The sequence below is a fragment of the Pannonibacter phragmitetus DSM 14782 genome, assembly GCF_000382365.1.
Classification (GTDB): Bacteria; Pseudomonadota; Alphaproteobacteria; order Rhizobiales; family Stappiaceae; genus Pannonibacter; species Pannonibacter phragmitetus.
This window is the reverse complement of sequence record NZ_KB908215.1, coordinates 828,280-851,216: the sequence shown is the minus strand read 5'-3', so window position 1 is coordinate 851,216 and position 22,937 is coordinate 828,280. Positions and strand designations below refer to the sequence as shown.

Annotated in this window: 18 protein-coding genes and 1 tRNA gene; 10 read left to right on the top strand and 9 right to left on the bottom strand. The window is 62.8% G+C overall.

What is annotated here, in order from left to right; translation table 11 throughout:
• The first annotated feature begins 7 nt into the window (after nt 1-7).
• From H163_RS0103930 to H163_RS0103905, 7 genes are all read left to right on the top strand, one after another.
• Complete coding sequence (locus H163_RS0103930) at nt 8-934, top strand: ABC transporter permease subunit (protein ID WP_019963245.1); 927 nt, start codon at nt 8-10, stop codon at nt 932-934.
• On the top strand, nt 931-1,755 hold the full coding sequence (locus H163_RS0103925) for an ABC transporter permease (protein ID WP_019963244.1): 825 nt from the start codon (nt 931-933) through the stop codon (nt 1,753-1,755). The genes H163_RS0103930 and H163_RS0103925 overlap by 4 nt, the downstream gene beginning before the upstream one ends.
• 190 nt (nt 1,756-1,945) lie before the next feature.
• Nucleotides 1,946-3,094: a GNAT family N-acetyltransferase gene (locus tag H163_RS0103920; RefSeq protein ID WP_026355422.1), complete on the top strand. Its 1,149-nt coding sequence runs from the start codon at nt 1,946-1,948 to the stop codon at nt 3,092-3,094.
• Between the two features lie 259 nt (nt 3,095-3,353).
• A complete protein-coding gene (locus H163_RS0103915; RefSeq protein WP_019963242.1) occupies nt 3,354-4,049 on the top strand; it encodes a CoA transferase subunit A in 696 nt (231 codons plus the stop codon).
• Between the two features lie 14 nt (nt 4,050-4,063).
• On the top strand, nt 4,064-4,693 hold the full coding sequence (locus H163_RS0103910; protein WP_026355421.1) for a CoA transferase subunit B: 630 nt from the start codon (nt 4,064-4,066) through the stop codon (nt 4,691-4,693).
• 48 nt (nt 4,694-4,741) lie between these two features.
• A complete protein-coding gene (locus H163_RS24275; protein ID WP_155975122.1) occupies nt 4,742-4,912 on the top strand; it encodes a hypothetical protein in 171 nt (56 codons plus the stop codon).
• A 122-nt stretch (nt 4,913-5,034) separates the two neighbouring features.
• On the top strand, nt 5,035-7,230 hold the full coding sequence (locus H163_RS0103905) for a putative bifunctional diguanylate cyclase/phosphodiesterase (RefSeq protein WP_115336398.1): 2,196 nt from the start codon (nt 5,035-5,037) through the stop codon (nt 7,228-7,230).
• Nucleotides 7,231-7,259: 29 nt separating this feature from the next.
• Here the strand turns inward: H163_RS0103905 and H163_RS22150 are convergent, their stop codons facing one another.
• From H163_RS22150 to H163_RS0103880, 4 genes are all read right to left on the bottom strand, one after another.
• Nucleotides 7,260-8,936: an ABC transporter permease gene (locus H163_RS22150; RefSeq protein ID WP_019963239.1), complete on the bottom strand. Its 1,677-nt coding sequence runs from the start codon at nt 8,934-8,936 to the stop codon at nt 7,260-7,262.
• A gap of 136 nt (nt 8,937-9,072) precedes the next feature.
• A complete protein-coding gene (locus H163_RS0103895; RefSeq protein WP_019963238.1) occupies nt 9,073-10,125 on the bottom strand; it encodes a Fe(3+) ABC transporter substrate-binding protein in 1,053 nt (350 codons plus the stop codon).
• Nucleotides 10,126-10,593: 468 nt separating this feature from the next.
• Nucleotides 10,594-11,118, bottom strand: coding sequence for a phasin (locus tag H163_RS0103890; protein ID WP_019963237.1), 525 nt, complete (start codon nt 11,116-11,118; stop codon nt 10,594-10,596).
• A 311-nt stretch (nt 11,119-11,429) separates the two neighbouring features.
• Entirely contained in the window at nt 11,430-11,813 is a 384-nt protein-coding gene (locus H163_RS0103880; RefSeq protein ID WP_019963236.1) for a phasin, read from the bottom strand.
• A 498-nt stretch (nt 11,814-12,311) separates the two neighbouring features.
• On the opposite strand from H163_RS0103880, the gene H163_RS24750 reads away from it, so the two are divergent.
• Nucleotides 12,312-16,385: a histidine kinase dimerization/phospho-acceptor domain-containing protein gene (locus tag H163_RS24750; RefSeq protein WP_019963235.1), complete on the top strand. Its 4,074-nt coding sequence runs from the start codon at nt 12,312-12,314 to the stop codon at nt 16,383-16,385.
• A 221-nt stretch (nt 16,386-16,606) separates the two neighbouring features.
• Nucleotides 16,607-16,683 (top strand) — tRNA-His (locus H163_RS0103870).
• 233 nt (nt 16,684-16,916) lie between these two features.
• Here the strand turns inward: H163_RS0103870 and ribB are convergent.
• The 3 genes from ribB to H163_RS0103855 form a co-directional block, all read right to left on the bottom strand.
• Nucleotides 16,917-18,236, bottom strand: a complete 1,320-nt coding sequence (gene ribB, locus H163_RS0103865) for a 3,4-dihydroxy-2-butanone-4-phosphate synthase (RefSeq protein ID WP_026355419.1) — start codon at nt 18,234-18,236, stop codon at nt 16,917-16,919.
• A gap of 71 nt (nt 18,237-18,307) precedes the next feature.
• Complete coding sequence (aroC, locus tag H163_RS0103860; protein WP_019963233.1) at nt 18,308-19,390, bottom strand: chorismate synthase; 1,083 nt, start codon at nt 19,388-19,390, stop codon at nt 18,308-18,310.
• Between the two features lie 74 nt (nt 19,391-19,464).
• Nucleotides 19,465-20,676, bottom strand: a complete 1,212-nt coding sequence (locus tag H163_RS0103855; RefSeq protein ID WP_019963232.1) for a DUF3095 domain-containing protein — start codon at nt 20,674-20,676, stop codon at nt 19,465-19,467.
• Nucleotides 20,677-20,894: 218 nt separating this feature from the next.
• Between H163_RS0103855 and H163_RS0103850 the strand changes: the two genes are divergently transcribed.
• Nucleotides 20,895-21,152: a DUF1344 domain-containing protein gene (locus tag H163_RS0103850; protein ID WP_019963231.1), complete on the top strand. Its 258-nt coding sequence runs from the start codon at nt 20,895-20,897 to the stop codon at nt 21,150-21,152.
• Between the two features lie 10 nt (nt 21,153-21,162).
• Here the strand turns inward: H163_RS0103850 and H163_RS0103845 are convergent, their stop codons facing one another.
• Both H163_RS0103845 and fabI read right to left on the bottom strand, forming a co-directional pair.
• Nucleotides 21,163-21,801: a histidine phosphatase family protein gene (locus H163_RS0103845; RefSeq protein ID WP_019963230.1), complete on the bottom strand. Its 639-nt coding sequence runs from the start codon at nt 21,799-21,801 to the stop codon at nt 21,163-21,165.
• A gap of 201 nt (nt 21,802-22,002) precedes the next feature.
• Nucleotides 22,003-22,821 carry an enoyl-ACP reductase FabI gene (gene fabI, locus H163_RS0103840; protein ID WP_019963229.1) on the bottom strand — a complete coding sequence of 273 codons (819 nt, stop codon included), beginning with the start codon at nt 22,819-22,821 and terminating at the stop codon, nt 22,003-22,005.
• Nucleotides 22,822-22,937: the final 116 nt, after the last annotated feature.

The following is a 22,937-nucleotide window of genomic DNA, read 5'->3' as shown; positions in this document are numbered from 1 at the left end:
GGGGGCGATGGAAGAAACCGGTCTTGAAAAACTCAAGGGCAAGCTGGGAAAGTGGCTGGTCATCAGCATTCCCTATGCCTGGCTGATGCTGTTCTTCCTTGTTCCCTTCTTCATCGTCTTCAAGATCTCGCTGTCGCATGTCGCGGTCTCGATCCCGCCTTATGCGCCGGTGTTCGACTGGTCTGCCGGCTGGGACGGCTTCAAGGAAGCCTTCTCGGAACTCAGTTTCGAGAACTATGTCTGGCTGATCGAGGATGACCTCTACTGGCGCTCCTATCTGTCGAGCGTCACTATTGCTGCTGTTTCCACCTTCATCACGCTGCTGGTGGGCTACCCGATCGCCTATGGCATGGCCCGCAGCCCGAAGTCCTGGCGGCCAACGCTGCTGATGCTGGTCATCCTTCCGTTCTGGACCTCGTTCTTGATCCGCGTCTACGCCTGGATCGGCATCCTGAAGAATGAGGGCCTGCTCAACCAGCTGCTGCTGTGGGTGGGTGTCATCGACCAGCCGCTCAGTATCCTGAACACCAACATCGCCGTCTATATCGGCATCGTCTATTCCTATCTGCCCTTCCTGGTGCTGCCGCTTTATGCCAGCCTTGAAAAGCTGGACGAGAGCCTGCTCGAGGCTGCTCAGGACCTGGGCTGCCCGCCCTGGAAAGCCTTCTGGAGGATCACCTTTCCGCTGTCGCTTCCCGGTGTCATCGCAGGCTGCTTCCTGGTGTTCATTCCGGCCGTCGGCGAGTTCGTCATCCCCGATCTGCTTGGCGGCTCGCAGACGCTGATGATCGGCAAGACCCTGTGGCTTGAGTTCTTCAACAACCGTGACTGGCCGGTTTCCTCCGCTGTGGCGGTGGTGCTGCTGCTCATTCTGGTCATTCCCATCGTGCTGTTCCAGCGGCAGCAGCAGAAGGCATCGGAGAAGGCGGCATGAGAAACGGTCCCTCCTGGTTCAACGTCACATCGCTGGTTCTGGGGTTTTCCTTCCTCTACCTGCCGATCGTCATTCTGGTTGTCTTCTCCTTCAACGAGTCGCGTCTTGTGACCGTCTGGGGCGGGTTTTCGACCAAGTGGTATGCGGAGCTGATGAACAATCAGCAGCTTCTGGAAGCGGCCGGAGTTACCTTGCGGGTGGCCTTTCTCTCCGCGACCTTCGCTACCATTGTTGGCACGCTCGCGGCCCTTGTTCTGGTGCGTTTCGGCCGGTTCCCGGGCCGCACGCTGTTCTCGGGCATGATCTTCGCTCCGCTGGTGATGCCGGAAGTCATCCTCGGCCTGTCGCTGCTGCTGCTCTTCGTGGCCATCGATCAGGCGCGCGGTTTCTGGACAATCATGCTGGCCCACACCACGTTCGCCGCCTGCTATGTGGCGGTGGTGGTGCAGTCGCGCCTTGTCGGGTTTGACCGCTCGCTGGAGGAAGCCGCGCAGGATCTCGGCTGTCCGCCCGCTCGCACCTTCTTCGTCATCACCCTGCCGCTGATCCTGCCGGGTGTCATTGCCGGCTGGATGCTGGCCTTCACCCTGTCACTGGATGATCTGGTGATCGCCAGTTTCACCACGGGGCCTGGCGCCACGACGCTGCCGATGAAGATCTATTCGCAGGTGCGCCTCGGCGTAACGCCGGAAATCAATGCGGTCTGCACGATCCTGGTGACCATTGTGACCGCCGTCGTCATCGCCACTTCGGTTCTGACGCGGCGCAGCGAGCTGCAGCGCGAGCGTGACCAGCGCCGGGCGATCGCGGCAAAGGGCTGACCATCCTTGAGGCTGAAGTCATCCCGGGCGGCAGATCATCCGGGGTGATACCTACTGCCTGCTGTCTGAAATCGCGCCGGGTGCCCGGTGCATGAAGGGTTGCTTTAGAATTCTTCCCTAAACTCCTGCACACCGGGTCCGCTGTATTGGATTCGGCCTGTTTCATGTGTTTGCGTATCAGGAGTTCCGGGTGGAGAGCGTTTCCGCGGAGCCGCAGATCTTGGGCTCGGCTGCTGTTGAGGCAGCGAGCGGCGTTCGTGGCGTCCTCCACCGGGAGGTCACACGGCCTCTGCTGGGGCGTCTGTTTGCCTCTCTTCCGGGAAATGCCATTGCCACCGCATTTCAGCGCCCGGACGTGCTGGACGCCCTTAACCGCCATGTGGCGGCCTCATCGGGCGCGCAGATGCGCCTTCTGGAGGTGCGCGATGCGGTGACCGGCCGTACCCGGATGCTGGTTCCCCTGATGGTCTCCCGCCGCGGTCCGTTGCGGATCGGCGGTATGCCCGACTTTGATCTGGCCGATCTTTGCGCGCCCGTACTTGCCAGCGAAGCACCGTTTCAGCCTTTCGAGGGCGGAGCCGTCTGGCCGTTGATCGACGAGGCACTGCGCGATGTGGATCTGGTCCGCTTTGCCAAGATGCCGCCGCGCATCAGTGGCTTTCCCAACCCGCTGTTTCATGTGCTGCGCCAGCCCGAAGCCGAACCGACATATGTTCTGGACCTCGAAGGCGGCTATGGCGCCGGTGGCTGGCGCAAGAGGTCGGTCTACAAGGAGGCGCGGGGCAAGTACCGCAAGCTGCAGGCCGAGGGTGTAAGCTTCGTTCAGGCCGGTGGCGTGGAGCAGAAGGCTGACTTCCTGCGGGAATTGCGCCGCCAGAGAGCGCTGCGCTTTGCGGAAAAGGGCTGGGCGAACCTGCTGGAGCAGGATGCCTCGCAAGGACGTTACTACGATGACCTGCTGGAAGGGCCTGTCGAGGTCTTTGCCCTCCAGGCGCAGGATGGTGAAATCGCCGGGGCCATCTGCGTTCTGTGCCACAACAGCATGGTCAGCGCGACACTCATCTCCATGGGAGATGCAAAATGGCACCGGTTCTCGCCAGGGCTGGTGCTCTTTGCCAAGCTGATCGAATGGGCGGAAGCCTCAGGCTACAACGAGCTGTGCTTTGGTGCGGGCGTCCAGTTCTACAAGCAGCGCTTTGGAGGCGACCCAGTCGAGACGCTGTATTTTGAGCGGGCGCTCACGGCGGCAGGCAGCGCCTATCTCGCCCTCCGGCGCCTGAAACGCATTGCCCGCCGTCTGCGCTCCGAGACGAGGGCCCAGTCCGGGGCGGATGAATAGGACCTGCGCTTTCCATCCGGATGCGCCGCCTTCTGAAATGTCTCATGACTTTCACCTGCCTGATGGGGCGGGAAAAGCCGTTCCAGCCTTTCTGCCAGTTGACGCCTGCCGAAAATCTTAGTCTTGTTGCGTTGCAACCTGGCCAGAGGGCCGAACCGGACTGTCCGGTGCGGCCGGGGCTGCGGGAGGACTGCCGTGAGCGCGCGCGCGCTGTGCCGGGCAGGGCTTGAGGGCCATGGCCAGACTTGAGGAGACAACGATGAACAAGGTGTACCCGAACGCAAAGGCCGCCCTCGAGGGGCTTGTGTTTGACGGAATGACCATCATGGCCGGTGGTTTCGGCCTCTGCGGTATCCCGGAAAATCTCATCACGGCCCTGCGCGACAGCGGCACGAAGGATATTACCGCCATTTCCAACAATGCGGGCGTGGATGACTTCGGCCTCGGCCTGCTGCTGCAGACCCGCCAGATCCGCAAGATGATCTCCTCCTACGTGGGCGAGAATGCCACCTTCGAGCGCCAGTATCTCAATGGCGAACTGGAGCTGGAGTTCAATCCGCAGGGCACCCTGGCCGAGCGCATCCGTGCTGGCGGGGCGGGCATCCCCGGCTTCTACACCAAGACCGGTGTCGGCACGCTGATTGCCGAGGGCAAGGAGCACAAGGACTTCAACGGCGAGACCTACATTCTGGAAACCGGCCTCATCGCCGATGTTTCCCTCGTCAAGGCCTGGAAGGCCGACAAGGAAGGCAACCTCATCTACCGCAAGACCGCGCGCAACTTCAATCCGATGATGGCGACGGCTGGCCGCAAGACGCTGGTGGAGGTCGAGGAGATCGTCGAGGTGGGCGAACTGGACCCGGACCAGATCCACACCCCCGGCATCTTCGTTGACCGCATCATCTGCGGCACTTTTGAAAAGCGCATCGAGAAGCGCACCACGCGTGCAGCCTGAGGGGAGTTGGATAGATGGCCTGGACTCGTGAAGAAATGGCCCAGAGGGCCGCGCAGGAACTGGAAGACGGCTTTTACGTCAACCTCGGCATCGGCATCCCGACGCTGGTTTCGAACTATATTCCTGAAGGTGTCCACGTGACCCTGCAGTCGGAGAACGGCATGCTCGGCATGGGGCCGTTCCCCACGGATGACGAGGTCGATGCCGACCTGATCAATGCCGGAAAGCAGACGATCACCGAGCTGCCGCACACCAGCTACTTCTCCTCCGCCGACAGCTTCGGCATGATCCGCGGCGGCCATATCGACCTGTCGATCCTGGGCGCCATGGAAGTGTCGGAGAAGGGCGATCTCGCCAACTGGATGATCCCGGGCAAGATGGTCAAGGGCATGGGCGGCGCCATGGATCTGGTGGCGGGCGTCAAGCGCGTCATCGTGCTGATGGACCACACCTCCAAGGCTGGCGAAAGCAAGCTGCTCAAGGCCTGCAGCCTGCCGCTGACCGGCGTTGGCTGTGTCGACCGGATCATCACCAACCTTGGCGTCTTTGACGTGAAGGAGGATGGCCTGCATCTGGTGGAACTGGCCTCCGGCGTGACCCTTGATGAGGTCAAGGCTGCGACAGAAGCGGCACTCGTTGCCTGATGTGACCAGCTTTCAGCTGGAAGCTTGAGAACAGCAGGAAACACCCGGATGACGCAGGTCATCCGGGTGTTTCCAAATGTGCCAAATCGGGCCGTATCATTGACCTCAACCGGCTCAACTGCGCCATTTGTTAATGGCAATACTGGTCACGAAATCCTCATTTCAATCAGCTTTCCGTTGGCTGCCGCCGCATTCCGTCGCCTTTCATTAGCTGAATAAGCAGCCATCATGGTTTCCTGCCGATCCGCATTTTTCTCTAGACCGTCAATCGCAATGATAACTTTTCATGAGATCATGCGACTTGTGGGGTTGGGTAATGCGACGGGATTGGCCGGGGAACGATGGCACTCGCACTGGGCAAGGCGTGGAAGCGGCGAACGGGCCAGCGGTTTGGGCTGCGAATGCGGTTTACGCTGTTCGTGGTACTGCTGTTTGCGTGCCTGACGGCCATTACATTGGTGACAGCCAGTGTTCTCGACTATCAGGATGAGCAGACGAAGTCCGTCGCTCATGTGCATTCTATTGGGGCTACCGTCAGCCGGCTCGCGGTGCCGCAACTGGCCAACCATCACTATCTGATCCTTTCCCAGGAACTTGAAAGCATCGCGGCCAGCGGTCTGGTGCAGCAGGCCTATGTCTGGGACCCGCGCCGGACGATCCTGGTCGATTCTGACCCGAAAACCGGAATTTTCGACCAGCAGGAGGTCAATCCGCTGCTTCTGGCGGCTTATTCCGCCGAGGAAGATCAGGTACTCGTCGAGACAGGGCGCATTTCGGTTGCCATGCCGGTCTGGTCCACCGATGGCGCTGCAGTGGCTGGTGCCGTTCTGGTTTCGGTTGAACGGACGGCCATCTCCAGCCAGTTGCACAGCATCTGGCTGCGCAATGCCATTGTGTCGGTCTGCCTCCTGGCTGTTGCCGTTCCCGTGCTGCTGCACTTCGGCAGTGGTTTTCTGAAGCCGATCAAGCGCCTGACGTCCATTGCCCATCAGGTGTGTGCCGGGGAGTTCGATGTGAAGTTCCCGGTCGAGCGCACCGACGAGATCGGCGTTCTGGCCCGCGCCTACCGGGACATGGTGAGTGAGATCAGCTCCAACATGGAGCAGATCAACAAGCTGGCCTTCACCGATTCCGTCACCGGCCTGCCCAACCGGGAAGCTTTCCGCCAGCATTTCGCCCGATACATGCGGCAGGCCGATGGCAGTCCGCGGCCGCTGACGGTGATGTTCATCGACCTTGACCGCTTCAAGCGCATCAATGACAGCTACGGTCATGAATGCGGCGATATTCTCCTGCGCGAAGTGGCGTCGCGCTTTGAAACGGTTCTGCAAACCTTCGGGCGTTCCGAGACCGGGTTTACGGCTGGTTACGGCATGCAGATCCGTTATCTGGCGCGGTTGGGCGGTGACGAGTTTGCGCTGATCTATCCTGCCGGAGAGGACAGGCGGGAGGAGATCCTGGCGCTGGCTGGCGAAATCCTGAAGGCCGTGGAAGAACCTTGCGATGTCAACGGGCTGCAGCTGTCCATCGGCGCGAGCATCGGGATTGCAAACTTCCCCTCCAATGGACGGGACTTCAGCGCCATTCTCAAGAATGCCGACATCGCCATGTACGCGGCGAAAAACTCCGGTGGCAGCAACTGCTTCACCTTTGGCCAGATCGCTGCAGATGTGAAGGCACAGGAACGGCTTGCTCTGGAAGCCGAATTGCCAATGGCGCTCGCCGCCGGCCAGATAACCGTGTTCTTCCAGCCGAAAGTCTCCGCGGCGACCGGCGAGGTGACGGGGGCGGAAGCTCTTGCGCGCTGGAACCACCCGGAGCGCGGGCTGCTGACACCGGCAGCCTTCATCGCTATTGCCGAGGAAACGGGATTGATCCTGCGCCTCGGCGACAGGGTTCTGGAGCTTGCCTGCCGTCAGGGACGGGAGTGGCTTGATCAGGGCAGGGGGCTGTCCCTGGCGGTCAATGTCTCGATGCGTCAGCTGGAATGGCCAGAGTTCCCCTCACGTGTGCTGGAGATTCTGGACCGGACGGGCTTCCCGCCTTCGCTTCTTGAGCTGGAAGTTACGGAAAGCGTTGCCATGGCCGATCCGGAGCGTGTGCGCAGTGCGACAGAGCGCCTGCGCATGGCCGGGATCCGCTTTGCCATTGATGACTTCGGCACCGGCTATTCCAGCCTTGCCCATCTTCAGCGGATGCACTTCGACACGTTCAAGATCGACCGCTCCTTCGTGGCCGGCCTTGGCGAGGACAAGAGCAATCGTGCCATCGTCCAGACCATTCTGGCCATGGCACAAAGCCTTGACTATGACGTGGTGGCAGAAGGGGTCGAGACCGAGTTCCAGCTCGACTTCCTGCGCCTGTCCGGCTGCAAGACGGTGCAGGGCTATCTGCTTGGCAAGCCGATGGCGGCTGACACCTTCATCAAGTGGCGGGCCGCGCATGAGGGGGAGGGTTGTGAAGATCTGTCCGCCCTGACGCCGTCCACCAACTTGTCCATGGAAAACGCGGGCGGGGCGGCCATTCACGCGGCGTGACGGAGGCGGCTGCTCGTGGCGGCCTTTCCTTAAGACGTGGACGCAAGCCCCCGCTTGCTGATGCTCTGCCGGAAGCTGCGCGCGCTGGTGCTGGCCAGCAGGATCACCGGAACAAGCCCCGTCAAGACGATCGCCAGAGCCGGCAGGGCTGCCTCTTCGAAGGCCTCGCGCGACGCCGCTTCGTAGACGCTCGTCGCCAGGGTGTTGAAGTTGAACGGCCGCAGCAGGATCGTTGCGGGCAGTTCCTTCATGCAGTCAACAAAGGTGATGAGCAGCGCCGACAGCAGCACCGGGCGCAGCAGCGGCATGTGCACTTCGCCCAGAATGCGCGTTGAACCGCGCCCCAGCGTGCGCGCTGCCATGTCGAGGTTGGGCGAGATCTTGCCGAAGCCGCCTTCCACCTGTCCATGCGCCACCGCGAGAAAACGGCAGAGATAGGCGTAGACGAGTGCGGTTCCGGACCCGATCAGCAGCAGTCCGGTGCCGAAGCCGAACATCTGCTTCATCATCGCGTCAATGGTGTTGTCGAGGCTGGCGAGCGGAATGAGAATGCCGACGGCCAGAACCGTGCCCGGCACTGCATAACCGATCGAAGCGATGCGGCCGCTCATATACAGCAGCTTCGACTTGTGCAGCCTTGCTGCATAGACAAGCGTGATGGCTAGGCCGGTGATGAGGCTTGAGGCGATGAGCGCCATCACCACGCTGTTGCGCACCGCCAGCAGGAATGCCGGATCCTGTGCCTGCTCAAGGCGGCGGAACGCCTGTCCGGCCAGCATGCTCGCGGGGACGATGAAGCCGAGCACCACGGGAAGGGCGCAGACGGAGATGGCCAGCAGCGCCCGCAGGCCGGTGAGCTGGTACCGCGCCGGGGCGTGGTGCTTGCCCCGGCTGCTGTCGAAGCGCAGATGCCGCCGGGCGCGGCGCTCAAGCGCCAGCAGGATCACGACGATGATCAGCATCGCGCAGGCAAGCTGCGCGGCTCCGGCCAGGTTGGAGCGGTTCAGCCAGGTGTCATAGATCGAGAAGGTCAGCGTCCGCACGCCGAAGAAAGTGACGGCGCCGATGTCGTTGAGGCATTCCATCAGGGCAAGGGCGATGCCGGCGGCAATGGCCGGACGCGACAGCGGCAGGGCAACGCGCAGGAAAAGCCGCAGAGGCCCGGCCCCCAGCGTGCGCCCCACGTCCAATGCGCTGGCGGATTGCAGCAGGAAGCTCGCCCGGGCCGAGAGATAGACATAGGGGTAGAGCACCGCGCTCATCACGAAGATGGCGCCGCCCAGCGAGCGGATCTCGGGGAACCAGTAGTCCCGCGCCGTGCGGAAGCCGAAGATGGCCCTGAGCGTGCTCTGCACGGGGCCGGAATAGGCCATCACGTCCACATAGGCAAAGGCGATGATGTAGGTCGGCACGGCCAGCGGGATCAGCAGCGCCCAGTCAAACAGGCGACGTCCGGGAAAGCGGCACATGGTGACAAGCCATGCGGTGATGACGCCCGTCACCCCGGTCAGGATGCCGACACCCAGCAGCAGCAGGGCGGTCGTCTGCAGGGCGCGCGGCAGGACAGTGGAGATCAGATGGCCCCAGCTGCCACCGGAAGACCCCAGCGCCATCAGGAACAGCGCCGCGACAGGCATGAGGATCATGACAGCGGAAAGAATGGCTGAGGTCAGCCAGATCCGGTCTTTTCTGGGGGCTGCGTTCATGCGCGCTCTTGTCGGGGCTCTTCTGGATGGACCGGCATCTTCACGCCGCGTCATAGCACATCACGGGACGGCAAATGCAAGCAGGGTGCCGGAAATAATCTTCCGGCACCCCTCTTGATCAGCCCAGGTCAGGCGGTCAGGACTTCGGGCCTTCGTCGAAGGCAACCTTGTCTACCAGCTCACTGGCTTCCTTGCGGAACTTCGCCACTTCCGAGAGCGGCAGGCTGTCAGCCTTCAGTTCGCCCCAGGACTTGACCAGATCGGACGGCTCCACACCCGGGGTCACCGGATATTCGAAGTTCGCCTCGGCATAGATCTTCTGGGCCTGGCCGGTGGTCAGGAACTCGATCAGCTTGACCGCATTGTCCTTGTTCGGCGCATTCTTGGCCATCACGACGCCGGAGATGTTGACATGTGCGCCGCGGTCAGCGGCGTTCGGGAACAGAATCTTGGCAGAAGCGGCCCATTCCTTCTGTTCCGGCTCCTTCTCGTTGTTCATCATGGCACCCATGTAATAGGTGTTGCCAAGTGCCAGATCGCACTCGCCATTCATGATGCTCTGAACCTGGGACCGGTCGTTGCCGGCCGGCTTGCGGGCGAGATTGTCGCGCAGGCCAACCAGCCACTTTTCGGTCTCTTCAGTACCCTTGTTGGCGATCATCGAAGCGACGAGACCAATGGTGTAGACGTGCTGGCCCGAACGGGTGCAGATCTTGCCCTTCCACTTCGGGTCGGCCAGTTCCTCATAGGTGATCGTGTCCTGTGCGACGCGGTCCTTCGAGGCATAAACGATACGGGCACGCGACGTCAGGCCGATCCAGTGGCCTTCCGGATCACGGAACGCAGCCGGGATGTCATTGGCAACCACTTCCGAAACAACCGGCTGGGTGATGCCGGCCTGCTTGGCGCCATCAAGGCGGCCAATGTCCACGGTCAGCAGCACGTCGGCAGGGGAGTTTGCTCCCTCGGCCGCGATGCGCTCTTCCAGGCCTTCGCTGGCGAAGATGACGTTGGTCTTGATGCCGGTCTCTGCCGTAAAGGCATCGAGCAGCGGCTGAATAAGCGTGGGCTGGCGATAGGAATAGATGTTCACCTCGCCATCAGCGACAGCAGCCGTGGAAGCGGTTGCAGCAAGAAGTGCTGCCAGCAGGCTGGTGCGGGCAAGGGAATTCATCTTCGTCAGTCTCATTGTAATCCTCCGGTCTGCAGAAATGACATTCCGCATAACTTGTCTCAGGCGGCCACCTGAGGCGCGCGAAATATGAGTTTTAAATTCCGGTATGTCAACAAGTCTATTAAATCAACAGGTTAGAATAGTTCTAAAAGTGGATGTTGCAGTTCCCCTTTTCCGAGCGGCAGACAGACAGTCCTGCCTGCGCTCCCGTCTTGGGCTCGCTGGGGCAGGAGCTGGCGGAGCGCTCCGGGAGGTCTTGTAACCTGCGGAAAATGCTGATGCCGTTGCGATATGCCCTGTCAGGGCCGGTGCAACGCAAACGAGGTCCTTATCCGGGCATGTGCGCCGGCTGCCCGTCCCGTGAGGCGGGTGCCGGGCCGGATCACGAAGCCGTGATAAATGAAAAGCCCCGGATGCGGTGCATCCGGGGCTCACGTCTGGCTTGGCCTGAAGACAAGCGTCAGGCCATCGTGCGAGGCTGCCTCAGGCTGCCTTCAGGTCCTTGAAGGACTTCTCGACAGCTTCCTTGACCGGCGCGGTAACGTCGGTGGTCAGCTTGGTCGCGAATTCCTGCATGTCCTTGGCCTGGGCGCTCAGCGTATCAAACTGCTGGCGGGCGAAGGTGGACTGCAGCTCGATGGCTTCAGCAACGGTCTTCACCGACATCAGGTCCTTGATGAAGGAGAAGGTGGCGTCGGTGTTGGTCTTGGCAGCGTCGAGAGCCTTCATGTTGAACTCGACAACGCCCTGACGGGAGGTTTCGAAGGTGTCTTCGAGCAGGTCGGTCGCCTCTTCGGCGGCAGACTTCACCTTGGTGTAGGCGTCGCGGGCCTGTTCGATGCCTTTTTCGGTCATTTCACGGACCATCGCGGGAACTTCGATCTTGGGCATGGCAAAAGCCTCGAATTCAGCAAAGGGGGAAGCGGCAGTGGCCGGCTTGGTGGTCTTGGTGGCACGCGCCTTCGGCGCAGCCTTGGCCGGGGTCTCCGGCGTCAACATTTCGCTCATGTGTCATCTCCTGCTTGGGCCGGAGTCGATCACGTGACAATCGCACCCGGCATGAGGGCGGCAGGCCCGTATGGCCCCACCCTCGTCATCCGCATGCTTAATATAGGTGAGATTTTGCTGCATTGCAATATTATTTTGCAGTGCACAAAAATCCAGTAAACCACAGCGTCTCCTGCATCGCTGCAAGAGCTGGCACGGGATCTTCGGTGCAAGGAACCCGGCAAGAGCCAAAGAGTTCCGCAGCGGGAGCGCCCGGGCCTTCAATCCGGAAACCTGCTGGTTCCGTGCTGAAAGGCGCGGGCGGTTTGTTCTTATTCCTTCACGGCCTTGGCGGCGTCCTGAGCGGCGCGGGTGGCTGTGTCGCTGAGGTCACGCGCCTGCTCGCCAAGCTGTTCCATCTGGCGGCGCAGATAGTCCTGCTGCAGCTTCATCATTTCTTCCACGTCCTTGGCCCGCACCATCTGCTGGGCGAAGCGGAAGGCCGCATCCACGTGCTCTTCGGCGTAGCTGAGGGTCTTGCGGTTGATGTCGGATGCACCGGACTGCACCACGGTGGCGGAGCCTTCAACATTCGAAACCGTCTTGTGGGTCAGGGAGATGAAGTCGTCAAAGGCCTTGCGGGCCTGATCAACGCTCTTCTCGGCAAAGTCGCGCATCTGATCGGGAATCTCGAACGTGTTCTTGTCCGCAGCCATGTGGTATCACTCCCCTGTGTTTCACTCGGCGGGGCGCAAGTGCCTGATGCCGCAGTGCCGCAACTCCCTAAGGTCCGCGGACTGGTTTCCATCTGCACTGCACGATGTCCCCGTGGAGGGATCAAAACACGCGGGGGCGGCGTTAGGCAAGTCTCGCGTCCCACGGGTTTGAAAAATACGGAATTTCCCGCAGAGCGTGTGTGGTTCCGGCTGTCCTGCGTGGCAAGGCCGCCAGGCAGAATATTCAAATTGGAATACCGTTGTTATGGTCTTGTTTACCCTGAGATAACAAGGCCGTGGACGCAGCCGGATGACGCCTCCGGATTAACCACAAGGCAAGGCCGTTCCTGCGATTGGGGGCTCTGGCGTGGACGCTGGCTGGCTTTGACGGTATTTAACTAGATATTTACCGAAAGGCCCCGGCTGACCACGCATGATTTTGCTGGCCTGAGACCGTCCGGGTTCGCAGGTTCCTTTCCGGCGTAGTGGAGTTGACCCATGGACGAGCACCTGACGACCTTTCTGGAGCTCGGCAGCCTGGCCCCGGTGGCGCGGCTGGCTGGCTCCGGCCGTCCGGCATGGATCTGGAACGCAGCGGCGGACAGCATTCTGTGGGCCAATGCCGCAGGCGCGGCCTTCTTTGATGCCTCTTCCGCCGAAGACCTGGGGCAGGTGCCGGGACTTGAGCGTTCCCAGGCGCGCCCGCATCTGGCGCGGATCGCGGCTGAAGGCCCGGTTGGCAAGCCGGTGCTGGAGCGGCTGCGCTTCTACAAGGGACTGCGCGCCATTCTGCTCACCTGCCAGTGCCAGCGGCTGGAACTGCCGGATGGCAGCTACGGCGCCCTGATTGCTGCTGTCGATGGGGCCGAGGCGCCAGGCGATGCGCTGGCGGCCTATGCCAGCCTTTTGCAGGGACCGGAGCACAGCGCCTTCATGCTGGACGCAAACGGCACTGTTCTGGCTGCTGCCGGGGTGCTTGGCGCGCGCCTGACGGCCGGAGAGGCGGCTGGGTTCGAGCCGGACACCGGCACCTTGATGATCGCGGGCGCCTTTCACGATGCCCTGCGCCTGCCGCTTGCCGATGGCCGCAGCCTGATGCTGGTCGATGACCAGCCGCTTGAGCTTGATGCCCCGGATGAGGTTAAGACGGCAGCCGCCATCGTTGAGGCCGCAGGAACTGAGGCCGTTGAGCTGGCCGCAGAAGAGGGTGCCCGGAGCGGGGAGGCTGCGCCCGAAGAGGCTGCAGAGGCCGCCGCTCCTCAGTCCGTTGAAGAGCCGGTGTCTGTTTCCGGGGCGCCTGCCACGGAAGCAACTGAAGCGCCCGTGGAAGATGCCCCGGCATCTGAAACGCCCGCGCGTTTCGAGCCCCGGGAGCGCTCCGTCCGTTTTGCCTGGAAGATGGATGTGGACCAGCGCTTCACCTTCGTTTCGCCGGAGTTCACCGATGCGCTTGGCCCGGATGCAGGCGCCATCACCGGCATGACCTGGGCCGAGGTGACCGAACGCTTTGGCCTTGATCCGCGCGGCAGCATTGCCCGTGCCCTGCTGCGACGCGACACCTGGAGCGGCAAGACGCTGGACTGGCCCGTCGATGGCGGGCGCCTGCGGGTGCCGGTGGATATGGCGGCCTTGCCTGCCTTTGACCGCCGCCGCGTGTTTGAAGGTTATCGCGGTTTCGGCGTGGTGCGCCTTGGCGACGCAGAGCCTCAGGCGGGAGTACCTGCGCAGGCCATGCCGCTGGCAACGGAAGCCGCTGAAAGCCCGGAGCCAGCCGCCGCAGAACCCGCCGCCGTAGAACCTGTCATTGAGACGGCGTCCGTTGCAGCACCGGTGCCTGAGGCCGGTGCTGTGGTTGCTCTGCCGGAAGTCATTCTTGCGCCCGCGCTGGAACTGGCTGATGAGGCGGCCGGTGAGACGGCTCCCGAGGACGTTGAGGCCGTGGCCGAAGACGAGGCGGAAGAGGCCGCTCCCGTTGCGGACGAGGCCGTAGAGCCCGAGCTTGAAGCTGAAGCCGTTTCAGCTGCTGAGGAGACCGATCAGCCCGAAGAGGATGAAGCGCCTGAAGAGGATGCGCGTCCGCAGGCGGTGGCGTCCGCGGCACACAGCTGGATCGAGGATATCAAGGCGACGACTGCAGCCCGCAAGGCGGAGGCGCCGCGTGAAGCGGATCTTTTCGGCGATGCGCCGAAGGTCGGCATCACCGGTGATCAGCCGCTGAAGCCGAAGGAAATCGAGAAGGCGGTGCGTACGCTCGCCCGTGAGTTTGATGCCGCCGTCGAGCGCCGGGCTGCGGCCCGTGAAGCCGCCAATGCAGCTGCCAGTGCGGAGCCGCGTGCCTACCGTCAGAAGGTGGAGGACACTCTGCCGGAAGATGCGGCCGCCCAGGCCGCGCCGGAAGAGGCTGCCCCGCAGGCTGAGGCAACGGTGCAGGAGGCAGCCCCGGAGGCTTTGGCTCTGCCGGATACCGGTTTCGCAGCCGGGGAAGAAGCGGTTGACGCCGCTGAAGACGTGACTGTCTTTGAGGCGGAGGGTGACGCTGAAACGGCTTCTGAAACCGAAGCTGCCGAAGCTCAGGACGAGCCTGCCCTTGAAGAGGACGCTGACGTCCGGCAGGACGAAACTCCGGCGCCGGTGGCTGACGAGGCCGGTGACAGCGTTGCTGGCGAGGTTGCAGAGGCAGCCCCTGCGGCGGATGATTTTGCAGCGCTGGAAGAGGCTATGCAGATTGCCACCGCAGAGGCGCAGGCGGAACCGGAAGCGGAGCCGGAAAGTGAAGCTGCTGCCGTTGCCGAACCTCAGCCTGAACCTGCTGCCCAGCCGCGTCCCGACAGCCGCGTCGTGCCTTTCACCGGCAAGCCCACCCGCGTGGTGCCGGTTGATGCCTCGCGCCTGACCAAGCCGGAGCGGGCCGCTTTCCGCAAGATCGCCGAAGCGCTGGGCGCAAGGCTTGAAGGCGACTTCGGCCTTGACGACGATACGGAAGAGGAGATTGCGGAAGCGGCTGCCCGGCTGCGCCCGGTCGCTCCGCCTGCCGCCCCTGTCGATCCGCGTCTTCTCGACCGGTTGCCCATCGGCATTGCCATCGTCCGCGACCGTGAGGTGCTCTACACCAACGAGACGCTACTGGCGCTGCTCGGCTATCCCAATCTGGAGGCTCTGGACGAGGCCGGCGGCTTCGAGGCGCTGTTTGCCGGTCCCGATCATCTGCCGGGTGACCGGCTGGAAGGCACGCTGGACGAGACCATGAAGCTGCGGCTGGCCGATGGCCGCCTGAAGCCGGTCTTCGCCCGCATGCACACCGTGCCGTGGAATGGCGGGCGCGGACTGATGGTCTCCATCATCGAATGCCGCCAGCCGCCGGCCGGCGAGGCGTCTCCGGCGCCTGCTGCTGCTGCCGTGGCTGCGCAGCCCTCTGGCATTCCGGCACATGTGGAGCGGGAACTCGCCCGCGCCCGTGAGCAGATTGCCGAAATGGACACGATCCTCGAAACGGCGACGGACGGCGTCTTGCTGCTGGACCGGTTCGGCACCATCCTCAAGGCCAATGGCTCTGCCGAAGCGCTGTTCGGGGCCGCGCGCGTCGATATCACCGGTGCGCCGCTTACCGAGTTCCTCGCCCCTGAAAGCCACCGTTCGGCGCTGGACTATCTCGATGGGCTGTCCCGCAACGGCGTTGCGAGCGTCCTCAACGACGGGCGCGAGGTGATTGGCCGGGTGTCCTCTGGCGGGCTCATTCCGCTGTTCATGACCATCGGCCGGTTAGGGCAGGGCAATGATACGCTGAAGTTCTGCGCGGTGCTGCGCGACATCACCCAGTGGAAGGCGGCTGAGGAAGAACTGACCAAGGCCAAGCGCCAGGCGGAAACCGCCAGCTCGCAGAAGTCGGATTTTCTTGCCAAGATCAGCCACGAGATCCGCACCCCGCTCAATGCCATCATCGGCTTCTCGGAAGTGATGATGGAGGAGCGTTTCGGCGCCATCGGCAACGAGCGCTACAAGGAATATCTGAAGGACATCCGCACCTCCGGCTCGCATATCATGAGCCTGATCAACGATCTTCTCGACCTGTCGAAGATCGAGGCGGGCAAGATGGACCTGACCTTCGCCGCCGTCTCCGTCAACGAGATCGTGCGCGAGTGTGTGGCGCTGATGCAGCCGCAGGCGAACCGGGAGCGGGTGATCATCCGCGCCAGCCTGCCGGCTACGGTCCCCAATGTGGTGGCAGACCTGCGCTCCCTGCGCCAGATCGTGCTGAACCTTCTGTCCAACGCCATCAAGTTCAACCGCTCCGGCGGGCAGGTGATCGTGTCCTCGGCGCTCGAGCCGACGGGCGAGGTGGCGCTGCGGGTGCGCGACACGGGTACGGGTATGAATGCCAAGGATCTGGCCGCCGCGCTGGAGCCCTTCCGCCAGCTTCACACCGCCCGCCCCGGCAGCGGCACGGGCCTTGGCCTGCCGCTGACCAAGGCGCTGGTGGAAGCCAACCGCGCCGCGTTCCGCATCGACAGCGTGCCGGATCAGGGCACGCTGGTGGAAATCATCTTCCCGCCCCAGCGAGTGCTGGCTGAATGATCTGAGAACAGGCCGCAAGTCTGCGGCTTGTCCGGCTTGCCCACAGGGCAGGCGCCTCCATGTTGATGACGCTGCTTTTTTGCTTGCCGCAGCAGCAAAGCTCGATTAGAAGACCGCTTGTAAAGACGGACCGCAGCGCTGACGGTCCGCGCCGTTGTTTTGCGGGCTAAGGGCCTGGAATGCTGGAAGCGCTGATGCGGGAGGCTTGCCTCTCAGCCCGTGCAGACGTAGCTCAGTTGGTTAGAGCGTCGGATTGTGGCTCCGAAGGTCGGTGGTTCGAATCCACTCGTCTGTACCACTTGTTTTCCATGAATGATGTGTGTGAAGCGCCGTTGTCATGACACGGCTGTCATCCCGGTTTGGCGCGCAGCGGCAAGACCGGGATCTAGTATGCCCTGTCTTCGCCGTCACGGCTTCAGGGGCTACTGGATCCCCACCTTCGTGGGGATGACGGGAGAGGCAGGGCCTCACCGCACAACAAAAAACGCCGCAGGGTGAGCTGCGGCGTTCTGGTGTCATATCCGTAAAGCCTCAGGCTTCCAGGATTTCCGTGGATTCGATCTTGATGTCGAAGCCTTCGAGGCCGACGTAGTGGCGCTCGCGGGAGGAAAGGAGGCGGATGGAGGTGACGCCGAGATCCTTCAGGATCTGCGCGCCGATGCCAACCTCACGCCACTGTTCCTGCCGCACCTGTGCCGAGCCGTGCTCTTCAAACTCGGCAGCTTCCAGATCCGTGCGCTGGCGGCGGGACTGGCGGGCAACGCCTACCGAGCCCTCGCGCAGGAACACGATGACGCCGCGGCCCCGGTCCGCAAAGCTCTTCATCACTGCGTCGAGCGGCTGGGCGGCGCCGAACACATCATCCAGCACCGATTCCAGTTGCAGCCGCACGGGCACGCTGCGCCCGTCGAGGATGTCTCCATAGACGATGGCGACATGGTGCATCGGGTCGTAGGGCGTGGAATAGGTGACGGCATAGGCCGGGCCTGCGACGGTCTGGATCGGCTGCTCGTTGACGCGCTCGATCAGCTTTTCGGTGCGCTGGCGCCAGGCGATGAGGTCGGATACCGACACCATCTTGAGGTCATGCTCGGCGGCAAATTCCGCCACCTGCACACCGCGCTTCACCGTGCCATCGTCGTTGACCAGTTCGGAAATGACGCCCACCTGCTCCAGCCCGGCAAGGCGGCACAGGTCCACGGCGGCTTCCGTATGGCCGGAACGGATCAGCACGCCGCCTTCCTTGGCGATCAGCGGGAAGATGTGGCCGGGGCGGACAAAATCGGAAGGTCCGGCATTCGGGTTCGCCAGTCCGCGCACGGTGGCGCAGCGCTCGTCCGCCGAAATGCCGGTGGTCAGGCCGTGGCGGTAATCAACGGAAATGGTGAAGGCGGTCGAAAGCGGTGCATCGTTGTTCGACACCATCGGGTCAAGGCGCAGGCGCTTGGCGGCGGCCAGCGTCATCGGCGCGCAGACGATGCCGGAGGTGTGGCGCACGATGAAGGCCATCTGCTCCGGCGTCACCTTGGTGGCGGCGACGATCAGGTCGCCTTCGTTTTCGCGGTCGTCATCATCGGTGACGACAACAATCTCACCGCGCTCAAAGGCACGGATCGCTTCGGCTACACGGGCCTGGGACACGGGATGCTCCTTGGTGATGGAAAGGCCGAGAAAGTCATTGGGCGTGACGCCGCCGCCGGTTGCCTCGGCAATCTTGCGTGCCATGTCACGCGATACCCAGGCGCCGGGATCGTTGCACAGAGCCGTCACCGAAGCCGGTGACAGGCCAGCCCGCCGCGCAAATGCGCTGCGGCTTTCTCCATTTGCTGCAAGCCAATGATCTAGTCTCATGCGCAGACGCTAGCGCATCGCGCTTTCAGCTGCAAGGAAAAGAACATCCTGTTTTCAGTGTCGCTGAAAGATTATCCAACCTGTCCGCGATGGCGCAGGAAATGGTCTGCCAGCACGCAGGCCATCATCGCCTCGCCCACCGGCACGGCACGGATGCCGACGCACGGGTCGTGGCGGCCCTTGGTCATCACGTCCACTTCGTCCCCCTGCCGGGTGACCGACTGGCGGGTGGTGAGAATGGAGGAGGTGGGCTTCACCGCAAAGCGGGCCACAATCGGCTCGCCGGAAGAGATGCCGCCCAGAATGCCGCCGGCGTGATTGGAGAGGAACAGCGGGCGGGCATTGCCGGCGCGCATCTCGTCGGCGTTTTCCTCGCCGGTGAGGCTGGCGGCATCAAAGCCGTTGCCGATCTCTACGGCCTTCACCGCGTTGATGGACATGAGCGCGCTGGCGATGTCCTGATCCAGCTTGCCATAGAGCGGCGCGCCAAGGCCTGCGGGCACGCCTTCGGCCACAACCTCGATCACCGCGCCAACGGAAGAGCCTGCCTTGCGGATGCCGTCGAGATAGTCCGCGTAGAACTCTGCCATCTTTGCATCGGGGCAGAAGAAGGGATTGTTGTCCACCTCCGCCCAGTCCCAGTTGTTGCGGCCGATCTTGTGCGGGCCCATCTGCACCAGTGCAGCGCGGATGGTGACATTCGGAATGATCTTGCGGGCAACAGCGCCAGCGGCAACGCGCATGGCGGTTTCGCGGGCCGAAGACCGTCCGCCGCCGCGATAGTCACGGATGCCATATTTGGCGTCATAGGTGTAATCGGCGTGGCCGGGGCGGTAGCGGTCCTTGATCTCGGAATAATCCTTGGAGCGCTGGTCCGTGTTTTCCACGTAGAGGGAAATCGGCGTGCCGGTGGTCTTCTGCACGCCGTCCTCATCCACCATCACGCCGGAGAGGATCTTCACTTCGTCCGGCTCGCGGCGCTGGGTGGTAAAGCGGTTCTGGCCGGGCTTGCGCTTGTCCATGAAGCCCTGAATGTCGGCTTCCGTCAGCGGGATCAGCGGCGGGCAGCCATCCACGACGCAGCCGATCGCCGGCCCATGGCTTTCGCCCCAGGTGGTGAAACGGAAGAGGTGGCCGAAGGAATTGTGCGACATGGAAAGCCCGTGGCGGTTCGTGCAGGTTCGTAACAGTTCTGGGGCCAGTGTCTTAGGTGGGAATTGCCTTGCGGTCAAATGGCCTGCGCGGAGTAGAGCTGCTGATGCCGCTCCTTGAAGGCCCTTGCGGCAACGGAGAGCCCGCCATCGGCGCCATCCACGAAATGCACGTGCTGGCGCCCGGCCATGTCGGAGACAAGGCAGGTCATCAGCGCGGTGTCTGACTGATGCAGGCCATAGATGATGCGCCCGGCAGCGAACTCCGCCTGCAGAAACGCTTTGAGGCCACTGATCTGCTGTTCGTTCAGGTCCAGCACCAGCCGCAGCGTGTCATCGAACTTGCGGTAATCGGTGTTGGTCAGCATGTCCTGCATATATTCTGAAGGTTTGAGCGGCCCGATGGTCCAGCCGGTCCAGCGGGAAAAGCGCACGGCGGCCACGCCGAGAATGATCTTCAGCACCTCTTTCAGGCGGATCTTGCCGCCGCCGAGCAGCCGGGCTTCCCGGGTCAGGGTGTCCGGGGCCGCACGCAGCGACAGGGCTTGCGGCGTGACCGGGGCCTCCGGCATCTGCGCTGCCTGCGGATCGCTGCCCGTTGCCTGGCGCAGGCCGCTCATCAGGGTCTTGAGCGCTGCCGGATCGCTCGTCGTCGCAGGCCGCACCATCAGGCTGACCATCTGCCCATGGCGGGAGGGCAGGGGCTCCCAGCGGCAGGAAAAGCCGGTGAGGTCGGGATCGGCAGGGGCCTCGACGCCGGAGAGGAAGGGGCGCACCGCGTCCGGATCCTTCAGGATGGTTTCCGCAAGCTGCAGCCCGTCGCCGGAGAACATGGCCAGATAATTGCCGGGGCTCAGCTCGAACTTGCGCACCAGCACATCGGTGCCACGGGCGCGCAACGCGCTGACGGGGATGAGTGCCGTGCGCAGATCGAGCGAAAAGATCTGCTCTGCCAGCCGGACGACACCGGCCAGAGCCTCGGCCGCAACGCTGCGCGCTTCCGGCGGCACCAGCACGGTGGCTCCATCGCCGCCGAAGACGAAGGGCACCTGATCGACGCCGAGCTTGTTGGTGAGGGCGGAAATCACCGCCACACCCACCATGTTCACATCCTTGTAGCGCCCGGCGGCAATGGCGGCGGTGGACTGCAGGATGTCGGCGATGCAGACGATCCAGTCATCGGGAACCGGGGCATAGCCGCCTGCATCGGCAACACCGGCAAACTCCGTGAAGGCCGGCAGGAGGGCATAAAAACTCGCGGGACTGCGGGTCTCTGCGCCGATTTTCATGATGGTGCCATGCCTTCCTCCGGTGATATCCCGATCCTGCCAAGAAAACGCCTTCAGTTTCCCTTACAGGTTTGCTTAAAGTCGTGCCGGTGCTTCGCATGCTGACATAGGCAGGTCATGGAATGCGGGCAAGGACTGGACGGCCAAACCTTCGGATGCCCTACCCATGGCGGACCTGCCATGAGCGGCCGGCACCCGCCGAGAGACCGGAGAAGAGAATGAAGCATGTGCGTGCAGGTTTGATCGCCCTTGGCCTGTTTGGGCTGGTGAGTTCGGCAGCTCTCGCTGACGAAGCAACTGGGGAGATCGCCCAGATCAACGTGGACACCGCCACCATCACCATGACCGACGGGACGACCTACACCTTCCCGGTGGATTTCTTCGTTGATGACATCAAGCCGGGCCAGAAGGTGCGCGTCTTCTATGACGTCGAGGGCAGCCAGCGGAAGCTCTACGATCTGCAGATCGAAAGCTGAAGGCAGCCTCTCAGATCAGGCTGAGCTTTCCATCTTTCCACAGATAGACAACATCCTGAGGCACATCGAGCCTCGGGATTTCAGCCGGGGCAATGTCTTCCAGCAGGCCGCGCAGCACGCGGATCACGCCGCCATGAATGACAGAGACCGACGGCTCCGTCTGTTCCGCCAGCCAGCCGCTGATTCGCTGCGACAGGATGGCGTAGCTTTCGCCCTGCGGCGGCACGAAGCCCCATTTGTCGGACCGGCGCTGCGCAACAAGCGCGGGATCGCTCGCCGCGAGTTCTTCAAGGGTGCGCCCTTCCCAGTCTCCGAAGGTGATTTCCTTGACGCGCGGCTCCAGTTCGTAGCCTCCGGCGGGCAGGCCCATGGCCTCGCGCATCAGATCCATGGTCTCGCGGGTGCGGCCGAGGGGCGAGGCAATGAAGCGCAGTCCCGCCGGATCAATGCCCTCATGCGCCAGGAAGGAGGCCAGTGCCTGGCCGTTGCGGCGGGCCTGACCACGGCCTGTATCATTGAGCGGAATGTCCTTCTGGCCCTGCATCCGGCCTTCCGCGTTCCAGTCGGTCTGGCCGTGACGGATGAAGATGAGCAGTTTGGAGACTTGCAGCTTCATGCGGAGCGTTCCGGTCTCGGTGAGGTCGGCCATGAGGTCTCTTTCGGGAAGATACGCAGCGTGCGGGGCACTGGATGCTGCTGTGCGAGAATGCCATGGCTTTGTAAACGAGGCATTTGCCTGGCGGAAGCCACACCGGTAAATTTTGCGAGACCGGAATGCGGGCAGTCCAAATACAAAAAGGGCACCCGGTGGGGTGCCCTTTCAATCATGCTTCAGGTCCGGCCCTGAAGATCACTCCTTGACCACCGAAATATCCGGTGCGTCCACGGCCTTCATGCCGACGACGTGGTAGCCGCAGTCCACATGCTGGATTTCGCCGGTGACACCGCGGCCAAGGTCGGACAGCAGGAACAGGGCTGCATCGCCCACTTCCTCGATGGTGACCGTGCGGCGCAGCGGGGCGTTGTACTCGTTCCACTTCAGAATGTAGCGGAAGTCGCCGATGCCGGAGGCGGCGAGCGTCTTGATCGGACCTGCCGAAATCGCGTTGACGCGGATGTTCTGCGGGCCGAGGTCCGCGGCCAGATACTTGACGCTGGCTTCGAGGGCGGCCTTTGCAACGCCCATGACGTTGTAATGCGGCATCACCTTTTCGGCGCCGTAATAGGTCAGCGTCAGCACGGAGCCGCCATCGGTCATCAGCTTCTCGGCGCGCTGCGTGACAGCGGTGAAGGAATAGACCGAAATGTCCATGGTGCGGGCGAAGTTGCCTGCCGTGGTGTCCACATAGCGGCCGGTCAGCTCTTCCTTGTCGGAGAAGGCGATGGCGTGGACGAGGAAGTCGAGCTTGCCCCAGGTCTTTTCCAGATGGGCAAATACCTCGTCGATGCTGGCCGCGTCCGTTACGTCGCAATGGCCAGCAACGATGGCACCCAGCTGCTCGGCGAGCGGCTCGACGCGTTTCTTAAGGGCTTCGCCCTGATAGGTGAGGGCAATTTCAGCGCCTGCATCCGAGAGGGCCTTGGCGATACCCCAGGCAATCGACCGGTTGTTGGCAACGCCCATCACGAGGCCGCGTTTGCCTTTCATCAGTCCGTGCGTTTCCGCCATGTTTTTCTCCAGATGACTTCCTTAACCGTCTGCCCGGCGGGCTGGCTTCCTATGGCACACGCGGTTGCCCGCTTCAAGCCTGCTGCCGCGCCTGTGGCAAAGCTCCGGCTGGACCG